Annotated in this window: 25 protein-coding genes; 5 read left to right on the top strand and 20 right to left on the bottom strand. The window is 68.2% G+C overall.

Going from position 1 to position 26,823, the window contains the following annotated elements:
- The first annotated feature begins 125 nt into the window (after nt 1–125).
- Both AB0M22_RS19575 and AB0M22_RS19570 read left to right on the top strand, forming a co-directional pair.
- On the top strand, nt 126–554 hold the full coding sequence (locus AB0M22_RS19575) for a hypothetical protein (RefSeq protein WP_364728344.1): 429 nt from the start codon (nt 126–128) through the stop codon (nt 552–554).
- 410 nt (nt 555–964) lie between these two features.
- Nucleotides 965–1,129, top strand: coding sequence for a hypothetical protein (locus AB0M22_RS19570; protein WP_364728341.1), 165 nt, complete (start codon nt 965–967; stop codon nt 1,127–1,129).
- A 283-nt stretch (nt 1,130–1,412) separates the two neighbouring features.
- On the opposite strand, the gene AB0M22_RS19565 is transcribed toward AB0M22_RS19570, so the two are convergent.
- The 7 genes from AB0M22_RS19565 to recO all read right to left on the bottom strand — a co-directional run bounded on the left by AB0M22_RS19565 (nt 1,413) and on the right by recO (nt 7,403).
- A complete protein-coding gene (locus AB0M22_RS19565; protein WP_364728338.1) occupies nt 1,413–2,018 on the bottom strand; it encodes a response regulator transcription factor in 606 nt (201 codons plus the stop codon).
- A 123-nt stretch (nt 2,019–2,141) separates the two neighbouring features.
- Nucleotides 2,142–3,326: a sensor histidine kinase gene (locus AB0M22_RS19560; protein ID WP_364728335.1), complete on the bottom strand. Its 1,185-nt coding sequence runs from the start codon at nt 3,324–3,326 to the stop codon at nt 2,142–2,144.
- A gap of 180 nt (nt 3,327–3,506) precedes the next feature.
- Nucleotides 3,507–4,292, bottom strand: coding sequence for an ABC transporter permease (locus tag AB0M22_RS19555; RefSeq protein ID WP_364728333.1), 786 nt, complete (start codon nt 4,290–4,292; stop codon nt 3,507–3,509).
- A 1-nt stretch (nt 4,293) separates the two neighbouring features.
- The gene (locus tag AB0M22_RS19550) at nt 4,294–5,271 is read right to left on the bottom strand and encodes an ABC transporter ATP-binding protein (RefSeq protein ID WP_364728330.1); all 978 of its coding nucleotides are present in this window, start codon (nt 5,269–5,271) and stop codon (nt 4,294–4,296) included.
- A gap of 81 nt (nt 5,272–5,352) precedes the next feature.
- On the bottom strand, nt 5,353–5,784 hold the full coding sequence (locus tag AB0M22_RS19545) for a YbjN domain-containing protein (RefSeq protein WP_364728327.1): 432 nt from the start codon (nt 5,782–5,784) through the stop codon (nt 5,353–5,355).
- Nucleotides 5,781–6,590, bottom strand: coding sequence for an isoprenyl transferase (locus AB0M22_RS19540; RefSeq protein ID WP_364728325.1), 810 nt, complete (start codon nt 6,588–6,590; stop codon nt 5,781–5,783). Before AB0M22_RS19540 ends, AB0M22_RS19545 begins: the two co-directional genes overlap by 4 nt.
- Nucleotides 6,591–6,650: 60 nt before the next feature.
- Nucleotides 6,651–7,403: a DNA repair protein RecO gene (gene recO, locus AB0M22_RS19535; protein ID WP_364728322.1), complete on the bottom strand. Its 753-nt coding sequence runs from the start codon at nt 7,401–7,403 to the stop codon at nt 6,651–6,653.
- Nucleotides 7,404–7,544: 141 nt separating this feature from the next.
- Here recO and AB0M22_RS19530 point away from each other — a divergent pair, with 141 nt between their 5' ends.
- On the top strand, nt 7,545–7,925 hold the full coding sequence (locus tag AB0M22_RS19530) for a DUF1870 family protein (protein WP_191094009.1): 381 nt from the start codon (nt 7,545–7,547) through the stop codon (nt 7,923–7,925).
- Here AB0M22_RS19530 and AB0M22_RS19525 read toward each other — a convergent pair whose 3' ends face one another.
- Genes AB0M22_RS19525 through AB0M22_RS19515 form a run of 3 tightly spaced genes read right to left on the bottom strand, consistent with a single transcriptional unit; the run spans nt 7,926 to nt 9,892 of the window.
- On the bottom strand, nt 7,926–8,384 hold the full coding sequence (locus AB0M22_RS19525) for a hypothetical protein (protein WP_364728318.1): 459 nt from the start codon (nt 8,382–8,384) through the stop codon (nt 7,926–7,928).
- A 55-nt stretch (nt 8,385–8,439) separates the two neighbouring features.
- On the bottom strand, nt 8,440–9,039 hold the full coding sequence (locus AB0M22_RS19520; RefSeq protein ID WP_364728315.1) for a TetR/AcrR family transcriptional regulator: 600 nt from the start codon (nt 9,037–9,039) through the stop codon (nt 8,440–8,442).
- Nucleotides 9,026–9,892 (bottom strand): alpha/beta hydrolase, encoded by an 867-nt coding sequence (locus AB0M22_RS19515; protein ID WP_364728312.1) that lies wholly within the window; start codon nt 9,890–9,892, stop codon nt 9,026–9,028. Before AB0M22_RS19515 ends, AB0M22_RS19520 begins: the two co-directional genes overlap by 14 nt.
- Nucleotides 9,893–10,082: 190 nt before the next feature.
- On the opposite strand from AB0M22_RS19515, the gene AB0M22_RS19510 reads away from it, so the two are divergent.
- Nucleotides 10,083–11,522: an amidase gene (locus tag AB0M22_RS19510; RefSeq protein WP_364728310.1), complete on the top strand. Its 1,440-nt coding sequence runs from the start codon at nt 10,083–10,085 to the stop codon at nt 11,520–11,522.
- 41 nt (nt 11,523–11,563) lie between these two features.
- Here the strand turns inward: AB0M22_RS19510 and AB0M22_RS19505 are convergent, their stop codons facing one another.
- From AB0M22_RS19505 to AB0M22_RS19480, 6 genes are read right to left on the bottom strand one after another with little or no spacing between them, the layout of a single operon-like run.
- Nucleotides 11,564–13,087: a serine/threonine-protein kinase gene (locus AB0M22_RS19505; protein WP_364728308.1), complete on the bottom strand. Its 1,524-nt coding sequence runs from the start codon at nt 13,085–13,087 to the stop codon at nt 11,564–11,566.
- 5 nt (nt 13,088–13,092) lie between these two features.
- Entirely contained in the window at nt 13,093–14,334 is a 1,242-nt protein-coding gene (locus tag AB0M22_RS19500; RefSeq protein ID WP_364728305.1) for a hypothetical protein, read from the bottom strand.
- A complete protein-coding gene (locus AB0M22_RS19495) occupies nt 14,321–15,826 on the bottom strand; it encodes a serine/threonine-protein kinase (protein ID WP_364728302.1) in 1,506 nt (501 codons plus the stop codon). Before AB0M22_RS19495 ends, AB0M22_RS19500 begins: the two co-directional genes overlap by 14 nt.
- Nucleotides 15,827–15,853: 27 nt before the next feature.
- A complete protein-coding gene (locus AB0M22_RS19490) occupies nt 15,854–17,368 on the bottom strand; it encodes a serine/threonine-protein kinase (RefSeq protein WP_364728300.1) in 1,515 nt (504 codons plus the stop codon).
- Nucleotides 17,365–18,615: a hypothetical protein gene (locus tag AB0M22_RS19485; RefSeq protein WP_364728297.1), complete on the bottom strand. Its 1,251-nt coding sequence runs from the start codon at nt 18,613–18,615 to the stop codon at nt 17,365–17,367. The genes AB0M22_RS19490 and AB0M22_RS19485 overlap by 4 nt, the downstream gene beginning before the upstream one ends.
- A 13-nt stretch (nt 18,616–18,628) precedes the next feature.
- A complete protein-coding gene (locus AB0M22_RS19480; protein ID WP_364728295.1) occupies nt 18,629–20,092 on the bottom strand; it encodes a serine/threonine-protein kinase in 1,464 nt (487 codons plus the stop codon).
- A gap of 359 nt (nt 20,093–20,451) precedes the next feature.
- Here AB0M22_RS19480 and AB0M22_RS19475 point away from each other — a divergent pair, with 359 nt between their 5' ends.
- Nucleotides 20,452–23,622, top strand: coding sequence for an NACHT domain-containing protein (locus AB0M22_RS19475; protein ID WP_364728293.1), 3,171 nt, complete (start codon nt 20,452–20,454; stop codon nt 23,620–23,622).
- On the opposite strand, the gene era is transcribed toward AB0M22_RS19475, so the two are convergent.
- The 4 genes from era to ybeY are packed head-to-tail and all read right to left on the bottom strand — an operon-like array spanning nt 23,619 to nt 26,791.
- Nucleotides 23,619–24,524, bottom strand: a complete 906-nt coding sequence (gene era / locus AB0M22_RS19470) for a GTPase Era (RefSeq protein WP_364728291.1) — start codon at nt 24,522–24,524, stop codon at nt 23,619–23,621. The two genes, AB0M22_RS19475 and era, sit on opposite strands and share 4 nt — an antisense overlap.
- Nucleotides 24,517–24,897 carry a cytidine deaminase gene (locus tag AB0M22_RS19465; protein WP_364728288.1) on the bottom strand — a complete coding sequence of 127 codons (381 nt, stop codon included), beginning with the start codon at nt 24,895–24,897 and terminating at the stop codon, nt 24,517–24,519. Before AB0M22_RS19465 ends, era begins: the two co-directional genes overlap by 8 nt.
- Nucleotides 24,894–26,240 carry a hemolysin family protein gene (locus AB0M22_RS19460; RefSeq protein WP_364728285.1) on the bottom strand — a complete coding sequence of 449 codons (1,347 nt, stop codon included), beginning with the start codon at nt 26,238–26,240 and terminating at the stop codon, nt 24,894–24,896. Before AB0M22_RS19460 ends, AB0M22_RS19465 begins: the two co-directional genes overlap by 4 nt.
- A complete protein-coding gene (gene ybeY, locus AB0M22_RS19455; protein ID WP_040732959.1) occupies nt 26,237–26,791 on the bottom strand; it encodes an rRNA maturation RNase YbeY in 555 nt (184 codons plus the stop codon). The genes AB0M22_RS19460 and ybeY overlap by 4 nt, the downstream gene beginning before the upstream one ends.
- Nucleotides 26,792–26,823: the final 32 nt, after the last annotated feature.

Genomic DNA, 26,823 nt, shown 5'->3' with positions numbered 1-26,823 from the left:
AACCTGCCCGATTCGCCGGCCTGCCTTGCGATCCGCGCCGGCCCATTGATCGCAACCATCGCCTGTGTAAGTGTCGGGGACGTGCCCCTCATGGGACACAACAGTTGTCGAAAGGGAAATCTGCTGTGACAGTTTCGAAGAAAACCGCTGCTGCGGTGACCACCCTCGGCGCGCTGGCCGCCGCGCTCACGCTCGCCGCGCCGACCGCGGGGGCCGCGGTCACCCGCATCGACGTCGCGCCCGGACTGAGCTTCGGTAGCTCGGGCGGTTCGTTCGGTGCCGGCTGCTCCTACACGGTCACCGCGACCGCGCGCCCGGGTGTCGCGGTGGTCTTCCTGGACGAGGTCGACGGACTCCGCACCGCGGACACGCTGAAGCCGGTCGGACCCGTCGCGGACGCGTCCGGAAAGGCCAGCACCACGTGGACGCCCGCCAAGAAGGGCGAGCACAAGCTCTGGGCGGCCGAGTACATCTCGGGCGAGACCTACTTCCTCACCACGGTGAACGTCGGCACCGGTATCAGCGCCGGTCCCGCGTGCGTTGTGCTGCCGTAGCACTTGCCTACCGCCGGCCGCACGCCTTCTGCCACGCACCGCGAATCGCCGCAATGGAAGCGTGCGTCAGGCATAGGCGTGCGGCTGACCGGTCGGAAACTGTTGCGACAGCACGATCGACGGGGCGGCGGCACCGAGGGTTCCGGCCGATCACCGGCAACGGCACCGATGTTCGCGGGCGGGTGGCCGCGACAGGGCGGCCATAGCAGGGGCGACAGGCGCACCGCGTTCAGCCGCACCATCCGTTGCGGTACGGCTGAACCGGACGCGCCGAAAGATCAGCGCGTGGGCGGCGGGGTCGAAGTCGGGTTAGGCGGTTGGGCCGGCGCTACAGGCGCCGACCCGTTGTCGCCCGGCGCGCCCGGCCGGTCTCCGCGCTCGAATCGGTGCATCCTCGGTCCGTCCTCCCGATGCATCCGCGGGCCCTCGTCCCGCCCGGAACGGTGACCCTCGGCCATCTGATTCCCGCCGTGGTGATGGCCACCGCCATCGCCGACGGCCAGCCCCACGCCGAATCCGAGACCGCCGATCACCACGGCCGCCAGTACCGCGCTCGCGATCCGCAACGGGCGTGATCCTCGCCAGCGGGTCGCCAGCCTCGAGGGCGGCTTCGGTGCCGCTGCTGGATTCGTGTTCTGCACCGGGGCGGTTTCCCCGGTGCCTTCGGCTTCTGCCATGACTGCGCCTTATATGTGGATTGTCCCGACCTGAACCCCCGACCGTACGAGCGAAGGGTGGGACTCCCCTGCGGATCTGTTGTGCAAGTGCTGTGTGCGCGGACGCGCCGAACCGCACTCGGCCGGTGCCGCAATGGTCCGCGCGAATCACTGCTCTCCGAACAGGCGCAACGCCCTACGGTCAGAGCCAGCCGAGACGTTCGGCGGCGCGGACCGCCTCGGCGCGGGTGGTGGTGCCCGTTTTGCCGATGGCAGCGGACAAGTGGTTACGGACAGTGCCCTCGGAGAGGTGCAGTTGTTTGGCGATGGCGCCCGCGGTCGCGCCGTCCGCGGCGGCGGACAGGACCTCGCGTTCGCGTTCGGTCAGCGGGGAGGTTCCGGCGGTGAGGGTTTCGGCGGCCAGGGCAGGGTCGACCACCCGCAGGCCCATCTGGACTCGACGGACCGCGTCGGCCAGTTCCCTTGCCGGAGTGTCCTTTACGACGAACCCGCTGGCACCCGAATCGATCGCGCGGCGAAGGTACCCCGGTCGACCGAAGGTGGTCACCATCAGCACGCGCACATCGGGGTGGCTGGCGTGCAGCTGCGCGGCTACCGAGATACCGTCCAGCCCAGGCATTTCCACGTCGAGCAGCACCACATCGGGCTTCGTGCGAGCGACGGCGTCGACTACCTCGTCACCGCGACCGACCTCCCCGACCACCTCCAGGTCGGATTCCAGCCCCAGCAACGCCGCGAGCGCGCCGCGCACCAGCGCCTGATCGTCGGCGAGCAACAGCCGGATCATCTGTCCCACTTTCTGTTTCGACTTGTCGGTAACGCCGTCATAGAACACGCACACCTGTTGATCTCCCGCAGACCGAATTGCATGCGATTTCGTCTGCGGGAAATCAGGGCGTGTGCGGCTGCATCAGGCCGGGACGGTCGCACGGACACGGACGCCTCCGTCCTTCGGCGCGGACAGTGTCAGCGTGCCGCCTGCGGCACGGACGCGCTCGCGCAGACCGGTGAGCCCCGAACTGGATTCCTGGCCCGTGCCCAGTCCGCGACCGTCATCGGCTACCTCGATGCTGGTGGCCGTGACCCGCACCGTGCAGTGCCGGGCGGCGCTGTGCCGGATCACGTTGGTGATCGCCTCACGCAGCACCCAGCCGAACAACTGGCTGTGCGGGGTATCCGGGAGCTGCGCGTCTTCCGGCAGGTCCGCGGCGATATCCGCCGCCGCCAATGCCGTTCGCGCATTGGCGAGTTCGCCGCGCAACGAAACCTCACGCAGCCCGCCGACGGTATCGCGCACCCCGGCCAGCGCCTCCCGCGCGAGCCGCTCGATATCGGCCAGCTCGGTCCGCGCACGCCCCAGGTCGACATCGATGAGCCGTTGCGCGAGTTCGGTTTTCACCGTGATCACGGTCAGCGAGTGGCCCAGGATGTCGTGCACGTCCCGAGCCACCCGGTTGCGTTCCTCCACGATGTCGAGCTCGGCCCGTTGCCGCCGGGCCAGCTCCGCGAGCCGCTCACCGCGCAGGCCCAACTGCCTGGCCACCCAGATCCCCAGCGGAATCAGGCCCAGCCAGAACGGCATGGCCGACAGGCCCGGGATGGCCAGCGGCGCGAGCAGCAGCAACAACGCGACCGCGACGGCCACATAGCCGGACTCGCGCCCAGGCATGTGGAAGATCGCGGTCACCGCGACGAAGCTCGCGGCGGGCAGGGCGACCGGGCCGAGCAGTCCGACCAGCGCCACCGTGCACCCGACCATCGCGGCCAGGAACAGCCACAGCCGGGGATCGGTCGGCCGCTCCACCACCGATTCGCCCCGTCCGCGGCGACCGAAGACGACGAACGAACCGACGACCAGCAGCGCGTATCCGAGCAGCACCGCGGTCGCGAACGCGCCCCGCAGCGGGCCGTCGTCTGACCAGCTCTGCACGACCGGCCCGATCATGAAGGACATCCAGGCGACCGCCATCAGCGCGCCGAACCACCCGCGCCGCCGCCGGCTGTTCGACGTGGGTCCGCCGTCGGTGACCACGCTGTCGATGAGGCCCACTACTCCGCCCGCGCGCAGGGACGCGAACCACGACGTCACACCCATGCCGCACCCCTGGCCCGCGAAGGGTCGCGAGAGAGCTGTGGCGCGCGGTCGATCACGAGGACAGACGCTACCGAACCCGGCTCAGTCGCCCTGGCCCTGTGGTCATTGCCACCCTGCCCGAACACCGCGGTGCGGCCGTCCACCACTCGGGGACGGCCGCACCGCGGCGCACCGGACGGCTCAGCGCGACGTGTCACGACGGAACAGCATCGTCGATCCGGCGACGAACACCGCGGCCCACACGACGACGTTGAGCACCGCGAGCGCGATCGACCCCGTGCCGGTGTCGCCGAACGGCATCCGGGCCAGCGTGGCGACCCCGTTGGTCGGAAGCACCTTCGACACCGTGCCGAACCATCCGCTCAGCGGAACGAACAACCCGCCCGCGAAGGACAGCGCCGCGAGCAACGGCCCGAGCAGCTGCATCACGTTCTCCGACGGCAGCAGGTAGCCGACGAACAGGCCGAAGGCGGCGAAGACCAGCGAGGTGATCCAGGCGAGCAGGAAGCAACTCACCCACGCGACCGGCGTCAGGCGCGCGCCGAGGAACGCGCCGACGATGAAGACCGCGCCGACCGAGGCCAGCCCGAGCACCATCGCGACGGCGACCTTGGTGGCGATGTAGGCGACCGGATGCAGTGGGGTGAGCCGCAATTGCCGGCTCCAGCCCTGTGCGCGTTCGATCGCCACCATCGCTCCGCCGCTGGTGGTCGCCAGCATCGCGCCGTAGACGGCCATCGACACCATGATGTAGCCGGTCATATTGCCGGTGCCGAAAGACTTTGTCCGGAAATCGGATTGCAGTCCGAAGATGACGAAGAACACCGGCGGGATGAGCAGCGTGAAGATCATCGTGCGCCGGTTGCGCAGCATCCGGCGCAGCTCCAAGCGCAGGAATCCGGCGCTGAAACCGCCCAGCGGTGTCCGCCGATGCCGGGTATCGGCCGGTGGGGCAAGCGTTGTCATGTCAGTGGTCTCCGGTGGTGAGCGCCAGGAACGCGGATTCGAGGTTGTGCGAGGTGATTTCGAGATCGGTCGCGGTGGTCTCGGTGAGCAGATAGCGGGCTACCGCGTCGGAGTCCTTGGTGTGCACGACGATTCGCTCGCCGCGCGCCTCGACTTCGTCGACCCCGGACAGCGCGAGCAGCCCGGTCGGCACGGCACCGGGCAGCGTGGCGCTGACCGCGCGTCCCGAGGCCAGGTTCTTGATCTCGGCGGCGCTGCCGTCCGCGACCACCCGGCCCGCCCGCACCAGCACGATCCGATCGGCGTAGGCGTCGGCCTCGTCCAGGTAGTGGGTGGCGAACAGGACGGTGCGGCCGCGCTCGGAGTCCTGGCGCATCGCGTTCCAGAAGTCCCGTCGCCCTTCGACATCCATGCCGGTGGTGGGCTCGTCGAGGATGATCAGGTCGGGATCGGGCAGCAGCGCGAGGGCGAAGCGCAGCCGCTGGCGTTGCCCACCGGAGCATTTGCCGACCATCCGGCCGGCGATCTCGGCGATGCCCGCCCGCGCCAGCACCTCCTCGACCGGGCGCGCGTTCGCGTATAACGTCGCGACCAGCCGCACGGTTTCGCCGACGGTGAGATCGGGCAGCAGCCCGCCGGATTGCAGCACGGCCGAAATCCGGCCTACTGCAAGCGCTTCCGTCGGCGAGCCGCCGAACACCTCGACGGTGCCGGAGTCCGGCGTGGCCAGGCCGAGCACCAGGTCGAGGGTGGTGGTCTTGCCCGCGCCGTTGGGTCCGAGGAACGCGACGATCTCGCCCGGTTCGATGACCAGGTCCAGTCCGTCGACGGCTTGCACAGCGTCGCCGCCGGGTACCGCGAAGCGCTTACGCAGATCGTGCAGTTCGATCGCCGGCGTCGCCCGGTGTGCCCCCGAGCCCCGCGCCCCCGAACCACCCGCCGCGGCGAAGACGGCCGCGGTCGTCAGTGCTGATGTCATGCATTAAACGGTCGCCCATCAGCGCCTCGAACACCCCGCACGCATGTCACGTGTCCGCCATGACAGATGTCATGGCGCCGATCACGGCGCCAGCAGACCCTGACGGGCGCGGCCCGCGCCGGAGAGCACGAGTACCAGCATGGTGGCCAGCGCCTGGTCGTCGAGCCCGGCGGCCGGGAAGGTGTAGCGCATGATGACGTCGGCGAGCTTCTCCCGCACGATCACGGTCAGCGAGCCGAATTGCAGCTCGTTGTTCCGCTCGGCGACCCGCTTGTGCAGCTGCGCCTTGACCGGACGATCCCAGGCCAGCACGCAGGTCAGCGTCAGCACGTCGAGCCCGGGCGCCAGCCGCACCGCGCGCAACGAGCACAGCGAGCCCTCGTATTCGAAGCCGATCGAGCCCTCCTGGTCGACCCGCACGTCGATGTCGTAGATCGACAGGCAGGCGCCGGCCCGCGCCTGCAACTCGTGTTCCGGACTCACCGTGGATTCCATGCCCGTACCGCCGTTCATTTGGTGCCGCCGAAGCGCCGGTCCCGCGAAGCGTACTCGAGGCAGGCGGCCCACAGGTTGCGGCGGTCGAAATCGGGAAACAGGGTGTCCTGGTAGACGAATTCGGCGTAGGCGGACTGCCAGATGAGGAAGTTCGAGCTACGGAACTCACCGGATGGACGCAGGAACAGGTCCACGTCCGGCATATCCGGTTCATCCAGGTACTTCGCCAGCGTCGACTCGGTGACCTTCTCCGGGTCGATCTCGCCCGCCGCCACCCGTCGCGCGATTTCCCTTGCCGCGTCGGCGATTTCGGCGCGACCGCCGTAGTTGACGCACATGGTGAGGGTCATCACCGTGTTGTCCTTGGTCAGCTCCTCGGCGACCTCGAGTTCGTTGATCACGCTGCGCCACAGGCGCGGTCGCCGGCCGGCCCAGCGCACCCGCACGCCCATCTCGTGCATCTCGTCGCGGCGGCGGCGGATCACGTCGCGGTTGAAGCCCATGAGGAAGCGCACCTCCTCGGGGCTACGCCGCCAGTTCTCGGTGGAGAAGGCGTAGGCCGAGAGCCACTTGACGCCGATCTCGATGCAGCCCTCGACGGTGTCCATCAGCACGGCCTCGCCGCGTTCGTGGCCCGCGGTGCGCGGCAGCCCGCGTTCTTGCGCCCAGCGACCGTTGCCGTCCATCACCAGCGCGACGTGGTTGGGCACCAGCACGGCCGGGATTTCCGGCGGACGAGCGCCCGAGGGATGCTGCGAGGGCGGCCGAACGGTGCGGGTCGCGCCCGACTTGGTCGCGGTGGAGGAGTCTCGGCGGAGGATCACGGCCCCTATCCTGCCTGATGGTTGTGGAGGCCTGGTGAAGGTCTCCACGGTCCCGCTGGATCAGGCGGGGGCGCGCACCGGGGTCGACCGCTCGATCAGCGGCAACGTGCGCAGCTGGCGTTCCAGATGCCATTGCAGATGCGCCGCGACCAGACCGCTGGCCTGCCTGCGCACTCCCTCGGGCACCGTCTCGACGTACTCCCACTCGCCGCGCAGCAACGCGACCAGCAGATCGAGCACCCCCGGCGCCGGCGTCGCCGACCCGGGCGGACGGCAGTGCACGCACACCGCGCCGCCAGCCGCGACATGGAACGCCCGATGCGGGCCCGGCGTCGCGCACTTGGCGCATTCGTCCAGCGCGGGCGCCCAGCCCGCGAAACCCATGGCGCGCAACAGGAATGCGTCCAGGATCAGCTCGTGCGGGCGCTGTTTGGCGGCGATGGCGCGCAACGCGCTCGCGGTGAGCGCGTGCAGTCGCGGCGCGGGCGCGCGTTCCTCGCCGGCCAGCCGTTCGGCGGTTTCCAGCACCGCGCAGGCGGTGGTGTAGCGGCCGTAGTCGTCGATGATGTCGGAGGCGAACGCCTCCACCGTGTGCACCTGGGTCACCACGTCGAGCGTGCGCCCCGGATGCAGCTGCACGTCGATGTAGGCGAACGGCTCCAGCCTGGCCCCGAACCTCGACTTGGTCCGGCGCACCCCCTTGGCCACCGCGCGCACCAGTCCGTGCTGGCGCGTCAGCAACGTGACAATGCGGTCCGCCTCGCCCAGCTTGTGCTGGCGTACCACCACCGCCACATCCCGATACAAACGCACGCCTCATCCTCCCACGAAGACCCGACAGCCTTTGGCAGGCGCGGCCTCTCCGCTGCCACTTCCCCGACGAATCCCCCATGCCGGTCGGCGTGCTGCCCTATCCTTTTTCTCTACCGTACTGCTGGGGAGGGGCTTTCGGCTTTGGACGATCTACTTGGTACCGGAACCGCCGCAGGTTTTCGGGCCACTCGTGAATTGCTCGGATTGCCGGTGCCCTGGTGCGCCCGGCTCTTCGCCGTGGCCGAGCGCACCGTGGAACGCTGGGAGCGGGGAGCATTCCAGATTCCGGACACCGCGGCCCGCGAGCTAGCCGAGATCGCCGACGAGACCGAGCAGGTGGTGGAGGCGATGGTCGACGCCATCGGTGCGGGGGAGATCTCGCCGCGCCTGCACACGTATCGGACCAACGACGACTACAGCAAGCACGAGCCGGACACGCGATATCCGGCCACCTGGCACCGGGCCGTGTGCGCCCGGGTCATGGTCGAATTACCGCAGGTGGAGCTGCAATTCGTGGAGTGATCAGCGGTACAGCGTCGGTTCGATGACCAGCTGGAACAGCGGGGTGTCGACGCGCACCGGGTTCAATGCGGTCGCGCCGAGTGCGGCGGGCTGCGCGCCCGGTCCGTCGAAGCGGCAGTGACCGTTCGGATTGACCACCAGCGCGCGTCCGTCGGCCGCGCCCGGCACGGTGATCCGCGCCGCGCCCTGCACCTCGACCGCGGTGTTCGGCGCGATCGGGACCAGGTTGTGCACCCACGGCGCGAGGTACGGGTGCGCGACGATGGTCGTCGCGTCGGGGCCGCGCTCGACCTCGGTGGTCGGCACCTGGATCGGCGAGATCGCGGGGGTGATCGACGGGTCGGTGACGCCGATACCGTTCGGGGCCTGGGCGTAATCGGGGGTGAGGGGCTGTGCCTGGGCCGTTGCGGCCAGGCCGAAGCCGACCGCGAGGCCGACACCTATCGCTACGAGCTTCATCTGGCCGATTCTGGGCGGCGGCGCAATCGGGCACGACTATTGCGCTCGAGCTGATTCAGGCGCGGATGAGACCGGAGATGAGCAGCAGCAACGACTGCTGGGCCTCGGCGCGGGCGCTGTCCGGGTCGGCGGCGTGCGCGACGATCAACGCCGATTCGGTGAGCGCGCTGAGCAGCAGTTGCGCCAGCATCGGGATGGGGCCGTCGGCGATCAGGCCCGCGGTGCGCGCGCGTTCCAGCATCGCGGTGATCATGCCGAGGCCGTGCTGCTGCTCGAATTCGCGCCAGGCCTGCCAGCCCATCACCGCGGGCGCGTCGGTGAGCGCGATCCGCAGCATCGGCGGACGCTGGCAGATCTCCAGGAAGACGCTGAGGCCGACCGCCATGCCCGCCATCACATCGTCGGGATCGACTGTGCCGATGGCGGTTTCGATCTCCTCGGTGGACTCGACCTCGATCTGTTCCAGCACCGCGAGGAACAGGCCGCGCTTGTCGCCGTAGTGGTGGTGCAGCGCGCCGCGGGTGACCCCCGCCTCGGTGACGAGTTCCTCGGCCGAGGTCGCCGCGAAGCCGCGCTCGATGAACAGCCTGCGGCCGGCCTGCTCGAGCGCGGCCCTGGTGGTGCGGGAGCGGTCCTCCTGGCTACGGCGTGGCATGCAGCCGAGTGAACTCCAGGATCGACTCGGTGAGCAACTCGGGCTGGTCTTCGGGGATGAAGGTGTACGAATCGTCGATGACCTTCAGCGTCGCATTCGGCAGGTCGCTGGTCAGGCGTTCGGCATAGGACATCGGGAACACCTTGTCCTCGCGCGCCCACACCACCAGCACCGGGATCTCGACCGACCCGAAGTGCGTCGCGGCCTCCAGCGTGTGGCTGGCCTTCGCGTTCTTCAGGAACTGCCGCAGGTTCTTTCGGATGGCGCCGGACGCGCGGCTACCGGCCAGGTAGGAGTCGGCGATCTCCGGCGGCACCCTGCGCTTGGCCACGAGACCGAACACCAGCGGCGTCGCGTGCAGCGCGCGGATGCGGGCCAGTTCGATCACCGGGCGCATCGAGCCGGGGATCTTGGCCAGCCAGGTGAACAGGTTGAACGGCGGCGGCATCATGGCCTCGTAGCAGTCGACCGCGGCGAGGACTACGCGGCCGATCCTGGCGGGATGACGGGTCATCAGGACCTGGGTGAGCGCGCCGCCGGTGTCATTGGCGACGACGGTGACGTCGGTCAGGTCCAGTCGTTCGAGGAAGGACGCGATGAGGTCGGCGAGGCCGGGGACGGTCAGGTTGGCGTCCGGGACCGGGATCTGGTGTGCGCCCAGCGGCCAGTCCGGGGTCAGGCAGCGGTGGCCCGCGGCGGCGATGCCGGGGACGACCTTGCGCCAGAGGTCTGCGTTGACGAGCAGGCCGTGCACGAAGACGACCGGCGAGCCCTCCCCCGTGTCGTGGTAGCGGATGCGGCCGCAGGGCAGGTCTACCTCGTGTGTGCGGCCGAGTTCGGTGCTGATTCCCATCGTTCCTCCAGTGCGTCGCGGTTCCGCCACTGTTACATACATTCGGTATGTATGTCTATAGTTCGGCCGGTAGAGTCCGGAAATCGACCACTGGATGAAGGCCTGAATTACGCGAAGCCAGAAGGCGAACTAGTCACTTGTCCAGGTGCGCGCTACCGTCTTTCGAAAGCACGACGAGACGGAGCCCACAATGACGGAACCCACTCGGCAGACCATCGAGACGCAGACCGGCGACCTCGGGCTGGCCGAGTATGCCGCTGCCCTCGCGCAGGGCACGACCAGCTCCGTTGCCGCCGTCGGTGCCGCTCTCGACCGCATCGAGGCGTCGCAGCCGACGCTCAACGCGTTCCGGATCGTGCGCCGCGAGCGGGCGCTCGCCGAGGCGGCCGAGGCCGACCGGCGGCTCGCGGCGGGCGACCGGCTGCCGTTGCTCGGGGTGCCGATCGCGGTGAAGGACGACACCGATATCGCCGGTGAGCCAACGGCATTCGGGTGCGGTGGGACGTTCGCGCCGAAAACCGAAGACGCCGAATCGGTTCGGCGCTTGCGGGCGGCGGGCGCGGTGATCGTCGGCAAAACCAATACCTGCGAGCTGGGCCAGTTGCCGTTCACCAGTGCCGACTCCTTCGGCTACACCCGCAACCCGTGGTCCGCCGAGCACACGCCGGGTGGTTCGTCCGGCGGGTCGTCGGCGGCGGTCGCGGCCGGATTGGTGCCTGCCGCACTGGGTTCCGACGGTGCGGGCTCCGTCCGCATCCCCGCGTCCTGGACCAATCTCGTCGGCATCAAACCGCAGCGTGGGCGAATCTCCACGTGGCCGCAGGCCGAGTCGTTCTACGGGCTCACGGTCAACGGCCCACTGGCCCGTACCGTCGCGGACGCCGCCCTGCTGCTCGACCTGGCCGCCGGACCGCACCGAGGCGATTTACACACTCCCGCAACGATTTCCGCCGGCGAGGCGGTCGGCCGCGATCCGGGCAGGCTGCGCATCGCACTGTCCCTGCGCACCCCGTTCACCGCGACCAAGACCCCGCTCGACCCCGAAATCGCCGCCGCGGTACGCCGCATCGGCGACACCCTGCGCGAACTCGGCCACACGGTGACGGTCGCGGACCTGCACTACGGCCTCATGATCGGCGCAACGTTCCTCCCCCGATCCATGGCCGGCATCCGCGCGGCCCATCAGAAACTGCCTGGCGCCCAGGTAGATCCGCGCACGATCGCCAACACCCGCTTCGGCCGCCTACTCGACGGACCCGCACTCGCCGCCGCCCGCCGAGCAGAACCCTTGCTACACAAGCGCATCGGCACCTTCTTCCACGACTACGACCTGGTCCTGGCCCCCACCACCGCCACCCCTCCCCCACGCGCCGAAGACATCGACGGCATCGGCGTCCACGCCACCAACAACCTCATCACCGCCGCCTGCCCCTACACCTGGCCGTGGAACGTCCTCGGCTGGCCGAGCGTGAACGTCCCCGCCGGTTTCACCGACGCAGGCCTCCCGGTCGGCGCCCAGCTGATGGGCACCGCCTCCACCGAACCCCTCCTGATTTCGGTTGCCGCCCAACTGGAATCGGAACTGCACTGGGAGCGCGAGCGCCCCGCGCCCTGGTGGCAGGCCGCCTGAATCACGCCGCCGCATCACGTCGTTCGGGTCGCGCCACCGAGCTAGAGCGGCGCGTCCCGCCACCAGCGGTCGACGAGATCTCGGCCGGAGGTGCCGCCGAATACCCGCAGCTGACAATGACCTCGCTCGCCGCCGTCGAAGCCGATCTGCACCGCGCCCGCGGGTTGACCGGCCGGGTCGTGGGTGTCCTGCCAGATCACCCGGCCGCGGCCGGTGGCGCGTTCCCATCGCTCGTCCCCGCCGGGAGGCAGGTCGTGGTACGGGCCGATCTTGCTGAGCGTGCGATTGACATTGCACTCGACCTGCAACAGCGCCACCGGATTCCGATCTCCATTACACGACAGGGTGGTCGTGTCGCCCGCCTGCTGATTCACATCGATCGGAAGCTTGTCCTTGCCGACCGCGACGCACCGGATGCCCTGGTAGCCGCTGTCCGCGGGCGTCTTGGGGAGCAGTTCGGGCAAGGCCCGGACCATGTAATTGTGGCTGCCCCAGGTTGGTGCCGTCGCGACCGGCGATCTCGGCGGCACCAACGTCGGGCTACCTACCGGCGCGGACGTACTGGGCGCCACCCGGGTATCATCCGAATTCCTCGTCAACGCAACAGCACTCGCGGCAGCAGCCAAGACGATCGCCAGGGCTGCGGCGATGACAAGCCCGGTCCGTCGCCTGCGGGTCTTCGCCGCCGGGGGCCGGACGTCGAGTGTGGGCTGTTCCGTGACACCGAAAGCGGTCAGTGCCGCGTACGCCAGCGTACCGCAGGTGCCGTACCGGTCCTCCGGCCGCTTCGCCATCGCCTGCGCGACCACGGCATCGATCGCCTGCGGCAGAGCAGGATTCACCGCGGTCGGTCGCGGCGGCGGATCCTGTAGGTGCGCTTGCATCACGGCAAGTGGGTTGGCTCGCGGAAACGGCTTGCTGCCGGTGAGCAGTTCGTAGAGCGTGCAGCCCAGCGCGTAGATATCCGCCCGGTGGTCGACGACCTGTCCGGCGAGCTGTTCGGGCGCGGCATAGGCCAAGGTCGCGAGGACCGTCCCGGTCTCGGTCAGTTTGGTGGTTTCCGCTGCGGCCCGGCCGATTCCGAAATCCGCCACCAGGACACGTTCCGGTCCCACCGGCCGACGCTCCAGCAGGATATTGGCCGGCTTGACGTCACGATGCAGCATCCCGGCCCGGTGCGCCTCGTCCAGGCCGTGCGCCGCCTCGCCGATGATGTGCAGCACCCGGGTGGGCGGCAGTTCGGCCGCGCCGCGGCGGATGAGCTCGGCGGCATCGACGCCGTCCACGAACTGCATGGCGATCCACGGCCGGCCGTCCTCGACCCCGCGGTCTTGCACCGCAACGATATTGGGATGATCGAGCCGCGCCGCCAGCTCTGCCTCACGCAGGAACCGAGCCCGGAACTCGCCGTTCGCGCTGTACGCCTGGGCAAGCACCTTCAGCGCGTCGCGGCGGGGCAGCCGGGGGTGACGAGCCAGATACACCGCGCCCATGCCACCGCTGCCCAGCTTCCGCTCGATCAGGTAGCCGGCGAAAACTGTTCCTGGCAAGAGACTTTCAGCCATCTCCGCTACCCGCCGCCCACCAGCAGTCCGAGCTGCGCGGTCGCCTGCTGATGGGCGTCTTTGATGTCGCGGCCGTGCACCGTCGCGGTGTGGCGACCGTACAGAATCTCACAGATGAACCGGACGGGGTATTGCGATGGCACGTCCAGTTGTTCGAAACACCGGGCATCCGGTACCCCGGCCGGTCCCGCGGCCGGCCGCAGTACCGGGTCGTCGGTGCGGCTCGTATCCATGAAGGCCCGGCGGGCGGCGGTCGCGTCCGAAAACTGCAGGAGGCCATTGGAAATGGTGAGGGCATAGAGTTCGGCCGGTGGATCCTGCTTGCGCCCGCGGTACAGCCGGGCGCCCCGCGGCCCCAACACCACCCCGGACATGTCGATCGCCGCATGCCAGCCCGCGTTCTTCTCGTACGCGCGGGTGATCACCACGGGATAGGGCCATCGGCCTGGCACCTCCGGCAACATCCTGGCGAGTAGGCGATCTCGGTCCAACGGCAACGTCGCGAGCTTGTCGCGCGGCGTGGCCGAGAACTCACGCAACCGCGGTAGCTGAGCGTCGAATGCGTTGCGCGCCACCCCGGTCATTACGCCCAGATCAGGCGCCGTGTGCCCGATCAGCAGCGTCACGACGAAGGATTCGTAGGCGATGGTCGCGGCCAGCGTCGGCACGTTCGGTCGCCAATGACCCAGCGCGGCAGCGTGATTCGGGATAGCGACGGCCACATTGTCGGGGCTGATCGCGGAATCGACCGCATCGATCTCCCGCGCCGCCTGCTGTGCCGCGGCGGCATCGGGAAAACGCAGCGCTAGTACGGTCAGCACGCGCGACCGGCCGACCACCGGGCGCTTCTCGTCCTGCTCTACGTCGGTACCGCTGACCGAGGCACCGGCCAGCATCGCGTGCCGGTCGAGCACCGCGCGAACCGGCTTGGCCAGAAATCGGGTCGCCTTGGCCGGCGTCGGCAGCGGGGCGAATCCGCCACGAACGTCGAACGTCAAGGCCGGATCCGCCTCGATGGGATCGATCATCACTTCGACCATCCGGACGGATTCCACTGTGCGCCCGTAGCCTTCGTTGTCGTTAGGCGGTTCGACGAGCGCTTCGATGGGGTTCGAGCCGACGTCGAGCGAGCGCACGTCCGGTATCACCGGGACCGGATTCCCTTGTGCCGCACAACCGGACACCGCCAGCAAGGTGGTCGAGACGAGCACGGCGAGCAGCGCGCGAGTCAGGTCAGAGAGGCGCATCGGTCCACCATTCGCGACGAAGTTGCGCACCGGACTCACCGCCGTTGACGGTGAGCCGGCAGAAGTTGCGGCCCGGATCCTCGAACGAAATCTCCAGCGTGCCGATGATGGCTCCCGAGCGCGCCCGATAAGTGCCCCAGCGCAGTACACCGGCGCCGGAGGGCCTGGTCCAGTGCTCCTCGCCCTCGACCTGCTCGGTCATCGGATCGGGTGGCGGCGCGGGTGCGATCGGCGAACGGTCGGTGTTGCAGGAAACATCCACTACTTCCACCGGATCCTGATCTCCGGTGCAGGACAGCCGATCCACTTGCACCACCGCGTCGAACGCGATGGGACTGAACCCCGCGTCGACGGGTGTGCACATGTTCAGCTCGCGGTAGCCGATGCTGTAGGGAGTCGCGGGTAGCAGATTCGGGAATGCGGCAATGGCGAAGCCGTGGTTGCCCCATTTGATGGACACGCCGCTCGACGGACGCGGCGGGGTGGTGCTCGGCGTCGGCGGAGCCGCCGACCGCTCTTCCCGGTCGATGTTGAACAACACCGAAACCAGTACCACCACAAGAGCAATCGCCAACGCCGCGGCACCGACGAGCAGCCGCCGCCGGGCCTGGGCGGGGCGTCCCGCGTACGGTGTGGTCTCGATCGCGTACACCCCGCGTAGTGCCGCTTCGGCCGCGGCGGCGAGCGCGCCGCAGCTCGGATATCGATCCCCCGGGTTCTTCGCCATCGCCTTGGCGATCACCGCGTCGAAACCCGCAGGCACCCTCGGATTCTGCTGCGAGGGCAGCGGCGGCGGCTCGTTCAGGTGCGCGAACATGACCGCACCCGGGCTGTCCTTCGGGAACGGAACCGATCCGGTGAACAGGTGATACAGGGTGGCGCCGAGGGAGTAGACGTCGGCGCGATCATCGGTCGGATCACCGCTGATCTGCTCCGGCGCGGCGTAGGCCAGGGTGGCCGACATACCACCACCGGATGCCTGCGTCGTTTCGTCATCGGCGGACGGTGCGATGCCGAAACCGGTCACCAGCACGCGATCCGGTCCCGCAGCCTGCGCGGCAACAAGAATGCTCGCCGGTTTCACATCACGATGGCGCAATCCCGCACGATGGATCTCGTCCAGTCCGCGTGCGGCTTCGGCCCCGATGTGGACCGCGCGCACGACATCGAGTCCGGCGGGGTTGCGCCGGAGCAACTCGGCAACGTCGATGCCGTCCACATACTGCATGGCGATCCACAGCCGGCCGTCTTCTTCGCCCCGATCCCGCACCGTGACCAGGTTCGGATGCTGCAGCCGCGCGGCGGCCTCGGCCTCGCGCAGGAAACGAGCGCGGAACCCCGGGTTGCCCGCGTACGCATCGGACAGGATCTTCAACGCGTCCTTGCGTGGCAGCCGGGGATGCTGCGCCAGAAAGACCGTGCCCACCCTGTCGCTGCCGAGCCGCCGCTCGATGCGGTACCCGGCGAACAGGGTGCCTTCGGCTAATTCCACGACGTCTCTCCTTTCTGTGCTCGCGCGCTAGAACGGCGCACCGGGCCACCAGCGGTCGTAGAGGTCCTGCCCGGAACTGTTGCCCCAGACCGCCAGGTAGCAGAAGTTCCGGAGCGGACTTTCGAATTCGATCTGCAACAGGCCCTGCGGCTGCCCCTTGCCATCGGTGTCGTTCTCCAAGATCACGCGGCCGCGCCCGGACGGCCGCTCCCATCGCTGCTCGCCGACCAGGACCGTTTGCGGGAACGGACGCGGGTAGGCGGGTGCGCGACTAGCACGACAGCTCACGTCGACGTAATCCACCGGAGCCCCGTTTCCGTGGCAGATCAGGGTGGCCAGCGGCGGCGCGGGCAGGTTCACGTCGACCTGACGGTTCTCCAGGTCGAGTGCGGCGCACCGCAGGCCCTGGTAGCCGGTGCTGAACGGCGAACTCGGCAAGAATTCCGGGAAGGCTTGCACGACGAAGTTGTAGTTGGCCCACGACTGCGGTGTGGCACCGGTCGTCGCCGGCGTCGTCGTCGTACTGCTCACCGGTGCGGCGGTGGCCGGGCGGGGATCAGCCGAATTCCCTTGCAGCACAACGACAGTTGCGACCGCGATGGCGACGACCACGGCCACCGCAAGGCCGGCTGCCGCGAATCGGACGCGGCGCTTACGGCTCGGCCGCGGCGCTCGCTGTGTCGGAGTGTCGACACTGCCGTACAGCGCGGCCCGCGCGGCGCCGGCCAGCCCGCCACAGGAGGAGTACCGATCGTCGGGATTCTTCGCCAGCGCCCGAGCCAGGACGCCGTCCATTGCCTGCGGGAGTGCGGGATTCGCTGCGCTCGGCCGCGGTGGCGGGTCGTGCAGGTGTGCCTGCATCACCGCGACCGCGCTGGTGCGCGGGTACGGCTTCGACCCGGTGAGTAGTTCGTAGAGCGTGCAGCCCAACGCGTATACATCGGCGCGATGGTCTACCGCGGCCCCCATGAGCTGTTCCGGTGCGGCATAGGCGAGGGTTGCCAGCACCGAACCGACCTCGGTGAGCGCGGTGGTTTGCCCTGCGGCCCTGGCGATTCCGAAGTCGGTCACAAAGACTCGATCGGGCTCGCCCGGCCGGGACTCGAGCATGATGTTGGCCGGCTTCACATCGCGATGCAGCACTCCGGCCCGATGCGCCTCGTCCAGACCACGGGCCGCGCCGTCGATGATGTGCACGACCCGTTCGGGTGACAGCTCGGGCGCGCCGCGGCGAACGAGCTCGGCGGCATCGATGCCGTCCACGAACTGCATCGCGATCCACAGCCTGCCGTTGTGCACGCCACGATCGTGCACCGCAACGACATTCGGGTGTTCCAACCGCGCGGCCAGCTCGGCCTCGCGCAGGAACCTGGCCTGGAATTCGGTATCCCCGCTGTGCATCTCGGAGAGCACCTTCAACGCATCCCAGCGCGGCAGCCGCGGATGCCGGGCCAGGTACACCGAACCCATCCCACCGGCGCCGAGTACCCGCTCGATCAGATATCCGGCGAAAACCGATCCCGGAGCGACACTCTCGGTCATGCGCCGGGCTCACTGTTCACCAGCAAGGCGTACTGCGCTGCGGCTCGTTGCTGTATCGATACCAGCTGCCGGCCGAACACTGTTGCCACATATCGTCCGAAGACGATTCGGCAGCTGAACCTCAACGGCTGGGGTCCGGCAGCCGCCGGCTCTTCGTAACAGATGATGTCCTCGATTCCACCCGGGCTGGGCAGCGGCGAGCCGCTCTCCGCGTTCGCCTTGCCCTTGCGCTTTGCGTCGTCGAAGGACTGACGGGCGCTGACCGAGTCCGGGAATCTGAAGAGCACATCGAGTCCATTCACCGCGACCAGATCCGGCTTCGCGGTCTTGCCGTAGATGAACATGACCGACGCGCGCGGGCCGTACACGACACCGCTGGCGTGCACCGATGCGTCCCATCCCGTATTCGGCCGGAGGCCGAGCACCGCGGGAAACGGCCAGCGTCCCGGCGCCTGGGGCACCATCCTGGCGATCATGCCGTCCCGATCGAGGGGCAAGGCGGCAAGCTTCTCGCGTGGTGTGGCCACGAAGTCGCGTAACCGCGGCAGCTGAGCGTCGAATACCTTGCGGGCCAAAGTGGTAAGAGCGCCGAGGTCGGGCGCGTTGAGCCCGGCAAGCACGGTGACGACGAAGGACTCCCGCGCGATCGAGACGGCGATCGTCGACCCGCTCGGCCGCCAATGCCCATGCGCCGCTGGATACTCCGGAATTCTGACCGGCTCATCGGCTGGGCTCGCCACGGTCTCGGCCGCATCGATCTCCTGCGCGGCCCGTTGCGCCGCAGCGGAATCGGCGAATCGCAGCACCATGATGGTCAGCATTCGGGCGCTGCCCGGCGGCGCGCCGCGTTCGACCGGCTTGTCGCTGCGGTCCACCGCGACACCCGCGACCATCCCGTTCCGCTCCAGCACCGCGCGGGTCGGTGCCACGAAGTACGCACCCGCGTGCGCGGGAGTCGCGAGCGGCGCGACGCCGAAGCCGCGGCCGGGGACGGTCAGGGCCGGATCGAGGTCGGTCGGTTCCGCCAAGATCTCGGCGAATCGCACCGATTCCACTATCCGGCCGTACTTTTCGTTCCCACCGGGTGCCGCCACGGGTGGTTCGAGACTGTAGTCACCCACCTCGAGCTTGCTCAGGCCCGATCGCGGCGGCGACGGATTGCCCGGCACGGCACAGCCGGCGGCGACGGCGAACGCGGCCGCCGTGATCGCCACCGCCGCGCGGGTCGTCCAGGATGTCGCGGTCATTCTCAACACCTCGTCACAGCGGCGCATCAGGCCACCACTGGGTGCGCAGCACGGTTCCCGACAGGTGACTGTCCACCTGCACACGACAGAAGTTCCGGGCCGGATCATCGAAGTACACCTCCAGCTCACCGCCGACTTCGCCCTTGCGATTGGTGTCGGTGCCCCAGAACACGTGTCCGGTGCCGGAGGGTCTGCTCCAGCGCTCGTCGCCCTCTGGGCGCGCAAAGTTCTTGTCGGGGAGCAAAGGCCGACGATCGGCATTGCACACCACCGACAGACCCCGCGCCGGATCTTCGTTGCCGGTGCAGAGCAGTTGCCCCGTCGGGACCGCCACGTCGAAGGAAACGGTGCCATAGGTCTGCACATCGATCGGGATACAGCTGCCGATGTCCTGGTAGCCGTTCGCCAGCGGGGCCGGCGGTAGCAGTTCGGGAAAGGCCTGGACGATGTATGCGTAGGTGCCCCAGTCGGCGGCATTCACACTCGTCGGACGGGCGCTGCTCGGCGCGGGCGCGGTGTCGGCGGGCGCATCTCGACCCGTCCAGATGAGCGTCGAGACCACCAGCGCCACAACGACAATCAGCAGCACCGCGACGCCGAGCGCCCGGTCCTGCCTGCGTCCGGCGCCGGTCTGCCGCGCACCGGTCAGCGCGGCCTCCGCCGCCGCGGCCAGCGCGCCGCAGCTCGGGTATCGCTGCTCCGGCTGCTTCGCCATGGCCTTCGCGATCACCTCGTCGAAGCCAGCGGGCACGCGGGCGCTCCGCCCGAGGGTCGGCCGGGGCGGTGGGTCGTTCAGGTGCGCGTACATGACCGAACCCGGACTGTCCCGCGGGAACGGAATAGCACCGGTAAGCAGTTGGTACAGCGTGCAACCCAGCGCGTAGACATCGGCACGGTGATCCATCGGCTCACCGCTGATCTGCTCCGGCGCGGCATAGGCCAGGCTGGCGGTGAATCCGCCCGCGTCCGCGAGCGTCGCCGAATCGTCGGCGGGACGAGCGATCCCGAAATCGGTGACCAGCACCCGATCCGATCTGCCATCCTGTTCCGCGACAAGGATGTTGGCCGGCTTCACGTCACGGTGCAGCAAGCCCGCGCGATGCAGTTCGTCCAGTCCCTTGGCCGCCTCGGCGATGATCCGTACCGCGCGGGCGACGTCGAGCACGTCGGGTCCGCGCCGAATCACCTCGGCGAGGTCGGTGCCTTCGACATACTGCATGGCGATCCACAACCGGCCGTCTTGTTCGCCACGGTCGCGGACCGCGACCAGGTTCGGATGTTGCAGCCGCGCAGCGACTTCGGCTTCACGCAGGAATCGGGCCCGGAATTCCGGCTCGTTCGTGTGCGCGTCCGCCAGGATCTTCAGTGCGTCCTTGCGCGGCAGCCGGGGATGCTGCACGAGGAAAACCGTGCCCATCCCACCGCTACCGAGGCGGCGCTCCACCCGGTATCCGGCGAAGGTTTGCCCTTCCACCACACCCACAGGTTTCCCCTCCCGCATTTCGGGTGCTCAGTAAAATCTAGCCAGCGCATTCGAACTGCGCTGAGCACCCGAACGCGCTGGGCAATCGAGCTGTTCGGCGGAGATTGAACCGACTTACCCCGGGTTCGCCACCGAACAGTCGGCCACCTGCCGAACTATAGCAGCGCTTTTGCTTCGGCACAGCCGCCAAAACTCAAGCCATTGCTCACATTTCGGTCCAGCGCAATTGCCGGAAATCCGCAATACCCGAAAAGGAATTGGGTTTGCCGGGACCTTGGACACGCCGTCGCGGGTGGTGGCATCATCGAGGGCCACGAGCGATCGACGGCGCCAGGCTTGCGACAGGGGGATCCATGAGTGCGGAACTCGTTGCGGTCAGGCTCGGTACCGCGTTGGTCGGTCGTGCGGCGCATCTTCTGTTGGCGAAACAGCAGGGGGATCAGGATCGGCGGTCGGAGATGGACGCGCTGGTTCGGCGGTACATTCCCGGTCTCCGTCCGCAGCGCAGCGTGCAACGGCAGTTCGAGCAGATCGCGGATGCGGTGGCGGTGCGGCTCGAACCCATGCTTGCCCATGAGTTTCGCGGGATGGATGAAGGTGAGCACACTGCTGTCGTCGATGCGGTGGTGGATACCTTCGAGAATGCCGATCTTTCCGATGCCGCGATCTTCGCCTCGAATGCCGACCCGGCGCAGCTCGCTCGCCGGATACGCGAGACCGTGCGACAGCCGACCTGGCTGAGCGCTTCGGGATCGGCGTTGTATGACCAGCTGATCGCGGAGTGCTGCGATTGCTATGTGCAGATCGTGCGCCATCTACCGGTGTTCGTCGAGCGGGCGGTGCCCGAATTCCTCAGGCGCATCGACAGATTGGGCACCGATGTCGAGCAGGTCCTGGAGCGACTGCCCAAACGCTCGCTGTACGCACCCGACGGCAGTGACCACGATGCGGCCTTCCGCCGCGAGTATCTCGAGCTCATCAGCCGGACCCTCGATGAGGTCGAACTGTTCAGTTTCGCGATCGAACAGCCTTTGCGGACAAAGCTTTCCGTCGCCTACGTGAGTTTGCGCGTGGTCGGCCAGACCTATCTGTGGTTCGGGGACAAGCGGCAGGCCGACGAACAGGGATTCGGCGGCGAGCGCGTCGAAGCGGCATTGAGCCGGAAGCTTCGAATCCTGCTCCGCGGCGAAGCGGGATCGGGCAAGACAACGCTGCTGCGCTGGTTGGCGGTCACCGCGGCACGAGCCACCTTCACCGGCGACCTCGCCGCATGGAACGGCCTGGTCCCCGTGCTGCTCAGGCTGCGCAGCTACGCCGCTCGCGAGCTACCCAAGCTGCACGAACTGCTCGATGACGCGGCAGGCCCGTTGACCAGCCACATGCCCAGTGCGTGGATCGATCGGCAGCTGGCGGACGGCCGGGTCCTGTTGCTGATCGATGGCGTGGACGAACTCGTTCCCGCGGATCGCGACAAAGTCAGAGAGTGGATCAACCTCCTGCTCAACGCCTACCCACTGACCAGGATGGTCGTGACTTCGAGACCGGTTGCCGCACAGCATGATTGGCTGGCACCTGCGGATTTCGCCCCGATCGAGCTGGAACGAATGACGCAGTCGGACCTGACTTCCTTCATCCGCCAATGGCATCAAGCGGTCGGCGCGAGCGGACAGCGACTGCCGTGCGCACCGGCCGAACTACCGGACTACGAACGCGCGCTCATCGCCAGTGTCGGGGATCGCCCCCATCTGCAAGCGCTGGCTGCCAGCCCGCTGCTCGCGGCGATGCTGTGTTCGTTGCATCTGCGGCGTAAGCGACAACTACCGCGCAATCGCATGGAGCTGTATCAGATCGCCGTCGATCTGCTCGTGCAGCGGCGCGACGCGGAGCGGCATATCCCCAGCGCGCAGAAGGCTTCGCTCAGCCTGACCGACAAGGTCACCGTGCTCCGTGATCTGGCCTGGCGGCTGTCGGACAACAATCTCAACGAGATCGACCTCGGCAAAGCCGCCGAATACGTGACCACGAAGATCGCGTCCATGCGCCACCTCGAGGTCGATCCGCACGATGTGCTGGACTATCTACTCAATCGCTCGGGCATTCTGCGCTCCCCCGCCCACGGCCGAATCGACTTCGTGCACCGCACCTTTCAGGAATACCTCGCGGCCGCGGAGTCCGCCGCGCAAGACCGCATGGGCAACCTCGTCGGGCGCGCTCATCTGGATGTGTGGCGCGACACGATCATCATGGCGGCGGGCCACGCCAACAGCAGCCAGCGCGGCGAACTGATCAACGGAATCCTCGACCGCGCGACCGACAACGACCAGAGTGGCCGGCACCTGCGACTACTGGCCGCGTCGTGCTGGGAAACGATCGAGTCGCTCTCGGGCGAGCTGGCCCTGCGACTGGACGAGACGATCGCCGGCCTGGTTCCGCCGCAGGATCTGGACGAGGCTGCCTCGCTCGTCGCCGTCGGCGAGCCGCTGCTGCGCTACCTGCCGAAGAATCTCGACGACATCCCCGACGTGAGCGCGATGACGACGGTCCGCACCGCGGCCCTCGTCGGCGGACCGGCCTCGTTGCGTTTGCTGGGCAGATATGCGAAGGACAGCCGACAAGAGATACAGCAGGAACTGATCAACACCTGGGACTACTACGACTCGACCGAGTACGCCACCGAGGTACTCGCCAACTTTCCCGCCCAGCCCGGTCTCGATCTCTGGCTGTGGCGGCCACGCCAGTGGAAACCCATTGTCCGGCTACGCAATCTTCGATCCCTGATCGTCGAATTTCCGTCGAGCATCGGCACCCTGGCGGCCGACGGGCTACCGGCCGCGCCGCTGCTCTCGCTGTTCCGGCTGACCGGAGTCAACGATCTGAGCACGCTGACCGCCTCGCGCGAACTGGGATATCTCCACGAGCTGGTTCTCGCCACCAATGACCATCAGGCGGTGCTCGACGGCTTGGACACGCTGGCCGCGTGCACCGGCCTGCGCCGCCTTCAGCTGGTGGGCTGGCGGTCGCTGCCCCGATTGACGTCACTGCCGGCCTCGCTGCGCATACTCGGCCTCGAACCGGTTCCCGTCGAATACAACCTCAGCTGCCTTGTGGATCACGAGCTGAGCGAACTCAGTCTCAGCGGCGAAGGTGCCCCGGCCGCACTCACCACCGCCGGCCGAGCGCTCGGGCTCGAACGGCTGACGCTGGCCGACTGCGATCTGGTCGACGAGCTGCCCGCACTGGCCGCACTACTGCCCCGGCTCCGATCACTGGATCTGTCCGCGGTCACCCTGCCGGACGACCTCACGCCGCTCGGCGATTTCGCACTGCTGGAAACGATCTCGCTGAACGACTGCGGCGGGCTGGACGGCAGTCCGGTTCCGCTGACCTCCATCCCGCAGCCGGATGCCGACCGGCGATTGGTCGTGACGGTCGACCGAGCCACGGCGACAACCGGGACCACGGTGTCGCAGGGCCATATCGTGTTCCACCGGCCATCGATCGCCGGGGATTCCGCGCGACCCTAGAACCCCAACTTGCCCAACTGTTTCGGATCCCGCTGCCAATCCTTGGCCACCTTCACATGCAGGTTCAGGTAGATCCGTGTCCCAAGAATGTGCTCGATCTGGTGGCGCGCGTTGGTGCCGACCTCTTTGAGCCGAGCCCCGCCTTTACCGATGACGATCGACTTCTGGCTGGGCCGTTCGACATACAGAATGGCGTGCACGTCGAGCATTTCCTCGTTCTGCTCGTAGGGCAGGACTTCCTCGATCACCACGGCCAGCGAGTGCGGGAGTTCGTCGCGCACACCTTCGAGCGCCGCCTCACGAATGAGCTCGGCCATGAGGGTTTCCTCCGGCTCGTCGGTCAGCTCACCGTCCGGGTAAAACGCCGGTCCCTCAGGCATTTTCGACGCGATGACATCGATGAGCACCTCGATCTGCTCACCCTTGACCGCGGAGACAGGCACCACGTCACACTCGGGCCCCAGCAGTTTCGAGAGCGCGAGCAGCTGCTCGCCGATCTGGTCCCGGCTCACCTTGTCGATCTTGGTGACCACACCGAGCAGGGTCGTCTTCGGCGCCATCTGCTTGATCTGCTGCACGATCCACTTGTCGCCGGGACCGATCTTCTCGTCGGCGGGGATGCACAGCGTGATCACGTCGACTTCCGAATACGTATCGCGCACAAGGTCGTTCAGTCGCTGGCCGAGCAGGGTGCGAGGACGGTGCAGGCCCGGGGTGTCGACGAGGATGAGCTGGGTGTGGTCGCGGTGCACGATGCCGCGGATGGTGTGCCGGGTGGTCTGCGGGCGCGAGGAGGTGATCGCGATCTTCTGGCCGACCAGGGCGTTGGTCAGCGTCGACTTGCCGGTGTTCGGTCGGCCGACGAAACAGACGAAGCCGGAACGGAATTCGCCGTCAGCCACCGCGCACCTCGCTGACCGGCTCCGCGTCCACGGTCATCGCGGAGTCGTCGACGATCTCGAAGACCGCGCCGTCGCGGTCGGTGAAGATGATCTTCGCCTCGGGCGACACCTCGCGCACCGCGGTGACGCCGAAGTCCGACAACCGGCCGCCGACCACCACGGCCGCCTCGAATCCCTCTGCGCCACTGGAGATCGCGGCCGCGACCGCCGCCTGCAACGCGGTCAGCCGCAGCGCCGTCAGGTTCACCTCGCCGGCCGCGTAGGTGCGGCCGTCGGAGTCGCGTACCGCCGCGCCGCTGGCGCCGCCCGCGCGGCCCATCGCCCCGCGCGCCAGCACCAGCAGTTTGTTGTCCTCGGGATCCAATTCGGTCATTCGGTGTCTCCGTCCTCGTGTCGACCGGCCGGGGTCTCCCGATCCGCGCCATTGCCTTTGCGTTTGCCGTTCGACTTCTCGCCCTCGGCATCCTTCACCTTGCGCACCACCACGGTGTGCACCCGCACCCGCCCGCGGGTGTCCGCGCCACCCTCACCACGCAGCATCAGCCCGTGCACCTCGACCTTGGACCCGGGCAGCGGCACCCGGCCGAGCTCGTGCGCCATCAGGCCGCCGACCGTGTCGACGTCCTCTTCTTCGATGTCGAGGCCGTAGAGGTCGCCGAGGTCTTCCACCGGCAGCCGGGCCGAAACGCGGTAGCGGCCGTCGCCGAGGTCTTCGATCGGCGGCGTCTCGTCGGTGTCGTATTCGTCGGCGATCTCGCCGACGATCTCCTCGAGCACGTCCTCGATGGTGACCAGCCCGGCGATGCCGCCGTATTCGTCCACCAGCAGCGCCATGTGATTGCGCCGGCGCTGCATCTCGTCGAGCAGGCTGTCCAGGGGTTTGGAGTCGGGCATGAACACGGCCGGGCGCATCACCTCGCGCACCAGCACCTTGCGGCCGCGTTCGGCATAGGGCACAAGGTCTTTCAGGTAGACCACGCCGAGGATGTCGTCGACGTTCTCGCCGACCACCGGGATGCGCGAGTGCCCGGACCGCACGGCGAGCGACATCGCCTGTGCGGCGGTCTTGTCCGCTTCGATCCAGACCATCTCGGTGCGCGGCACCATCACCGCGCGGGCGGCGGTGTCGCCGAGTTCGAAGACGGACTGGATCATTCGGCGTTCTTCGTCGGCCACCACGCCGCGCTCGCTGGCCATCTCGACCACCTCGCGCAGCTCGATCTCGGAGGCGAACGGCCCGTTGCGGAAACCCTTACCGGGGGTGATCGCGTTACCGAGCAGGATGAGCAGCCGGGACAGCGGGCCGAGCAGCGCCCCGATGAACTGCAACGGCAGCGCCGCGGCCAGCGCGATCGAATAGGCGTGCTGACGGCCCAAGGTACGCGGACCGACCCCGATCACCACGTACGACACCAGCACCATGACGATGGCGGTGACCAGCAGCGCCCAATCGTCTTCCCAGACCGAGATCAGCGCCGCGGCCAGCAGCACGGTCGCGCCGATCTCGCACAGAATGCGCAGCAGCACCATGAGATTCACGTAGCGGGCGCGATCGGCGACGATCTTGCTCAACCGCACCGCGCCGGGGCGGTCGGCCCGGACCAGGTCGTCCACGCGGGCCGGCGAGATGGTGTTCAACGCCGAATCGACACCGGCGAACAGTCCGCCCACCGGGACCAGCAGGACGGCGAGCACGATCAGGGTCAGCGAATTCACGCGGGTCCTAATGCGTCACCCGGTGTGGTGAAGCCCGCCTTCCCCAGCAACCTGGCGTCCCGGGCGGCGAGTTCGGCCCGCCGCTGTGCCTCGCGCAGGCTCTCGTACCACTCTTCGAGCAGGGTGGCCTGCAGCGCGAACATTTCCTTCTCCTCCTCCGGCTCGGCATGGTCGTAGCCGAGCAGGTGGAGCACGCCGTGCACGGTGAGCAGCGCGAGCTCGTGGTCGAGCGAGTGCCCGGCCTTGCGGGCCTGACCCGCGGCGAACTCGGGGCACAGCACGATGTCGCCGAGCATGGACGGGCCGGGCTCGGGGCTGTCGGGGCGACCGCCCGGCTCGAGTTCGTCCATCGGGAACGACATGACATCGGTCGGGCCGGGCAGGTCCATCCAGCGCATGTGCAGGTCCGCCATGGTGTCGAGATCGACGAGCACCATCGACAGCTCCGCGGCCGGGTGCACATCCATCCGGGTGATCACGAAGCGCGCGACACTGACCAGATCTTCTTCGGGCACGTCGATACCCGACTCGTTGGCGATCTCGATACTCACCCGGTCAGCCTAATGCCGCAGGTCGACACCCA

Origin of the sequence: Nocardia sp. NPDC051756 (assembly GCF_040681495.1) — a bacterium.
Classification (GTDB): domain Bacteria; phylum Actinomycetota; class Actinomycetes; order Mycobacteriales; family Mycobacteriaceae; genus Nocardia.
The sequence above is the reverse complement of the archived record's forward strand: the minus strand, read 5'-3'. Positions and strand labels throughout refer to the sequence as shown.

What these genes read in the sequence shown, in the direction of transcription:
- AB0M22_RS19565 (WP_364728338.1), bottom strand. Translation starts at nt 2,018, where the DNA reads ATGATCCGGCTGTTGCTCGCCGACGATCAGGCGCTGGTGCGCGGCGCG.
- AB0M22_RS19465 (WP_364728288.1), bottom strand. Translation starts at nt 24,897, where the DNA reads ATGACCGAATTGGATCCCGAGGACAACAAACTGCTGGTGCTGGCGCGC.
- AB0M22_RS19500 (WP_364728305.1), bottom strand. Translation starts at nt 14,334, where the DNA reads ATGCGCCTCTCTGACCTGACTCGCGCGCTGCTCGCCGTGCTCGTCTCG.
- AB0M22_RS19525 (WP_364728318.1), bottom strand. Translation starts at nt 8,384, where the DNA reads ATGAAGCTCGTAGCGATAGGTGTCGGCCTCGCGGTCGGCTTCGGCCTG.
- AB0M22_RS19520 (WP_364728315.1), bottom strand. Translation starts at nt 9,039, where the DNA reads ATGCCACGCCGTAGCCAGGAGGACCGCTCCCGCACCACCAGGGCCGCG.
- AB0M22_RS19570 (WP_364728341.1), top strand. Translation starts at nt 965, where the DNA reads ATGCATCCGCGGGCCCTCGTCCCGCCCGGAACGGTGACCCTCGGCCAT.
- AB0M22_RS19555 (WP_364728333.1), bottom strand. Translation starts at nt 4,292, where the DNA reads ATGACAACGCTTGCCCCACCGGCCGATACCCGGCATCGGCGGACACCG.
- AB0M22_RS19545 (WP_364728327.1), bottom strand. Translation starts at nt 5,784, where the DNA reads ATGAACGGCGGTACGGGCATGGAATCCACGGTGAGTCCGGAACACGAG.
- AB0M22_RS19475 (WP_364728293.1), top strand. Translation starts at nt 20,452, where the DNA reads ATGAGTGCGGAACTCGTTGCGGTCAGGCTCGGTACCGCGTTGGTCGGT.
- AB0M22_RS19490 (WP_364728300.1), bottom strand. Translation starts at nt 17,368, where the DNA reads ATGACCGAGAGTGTCGCTCCGGGATCGGTTTTCGCCGGATATCTGATC.
- AB0M22_RS19485 (WP_364728297.1), bottom strand. Translation starts at nt 18,615, where the DNA reads ATGACCGCGACATCCTGGACGACCCGCGCGGCGGTGGCGATCACGGCG.
- AB0M22_RS19505 (WP_364728308.1), bottom strand. Translation starts at nt 13,087, where the DNA reads ATGGCTGAAAGTCTCTTGCCAGGAACAGTTTTCGCCGGCTACCTGATC.
- AB0M22_RS19515 (WP_364728312.1), bottom strand. Translation starts at nt 9,892, where the DNA reads ATGGGAATCAGCACCGAACTCGGCCGCACACACGAGGTAGACCTGCCC.
- AB0M22_RS19510 (WP_364728310.1), top strand. Translation starts at nt 10,083, where the DNA reads ATGACGGAACCCACTCGGCAGACCATCGAGACGCAGACCGGCGACCTC.
- AB0M22_RS19550 (WP_364728330.1), bottom strand. Translation starts at nt 5,271, where the DNA reads ATGACATCAGCACTGACGACCGCGGCCGTCTTCGCCGCGGCGGGTGGT.
- AB0M22_RS19560 (WP_364728335.1), bottom strand. Translation starts at nt 3,326, where the DNA reads ATGGGTGTGACGTCGTGGTTCGCGTCCCTGCGCGCGGGCGGAGTAGTG.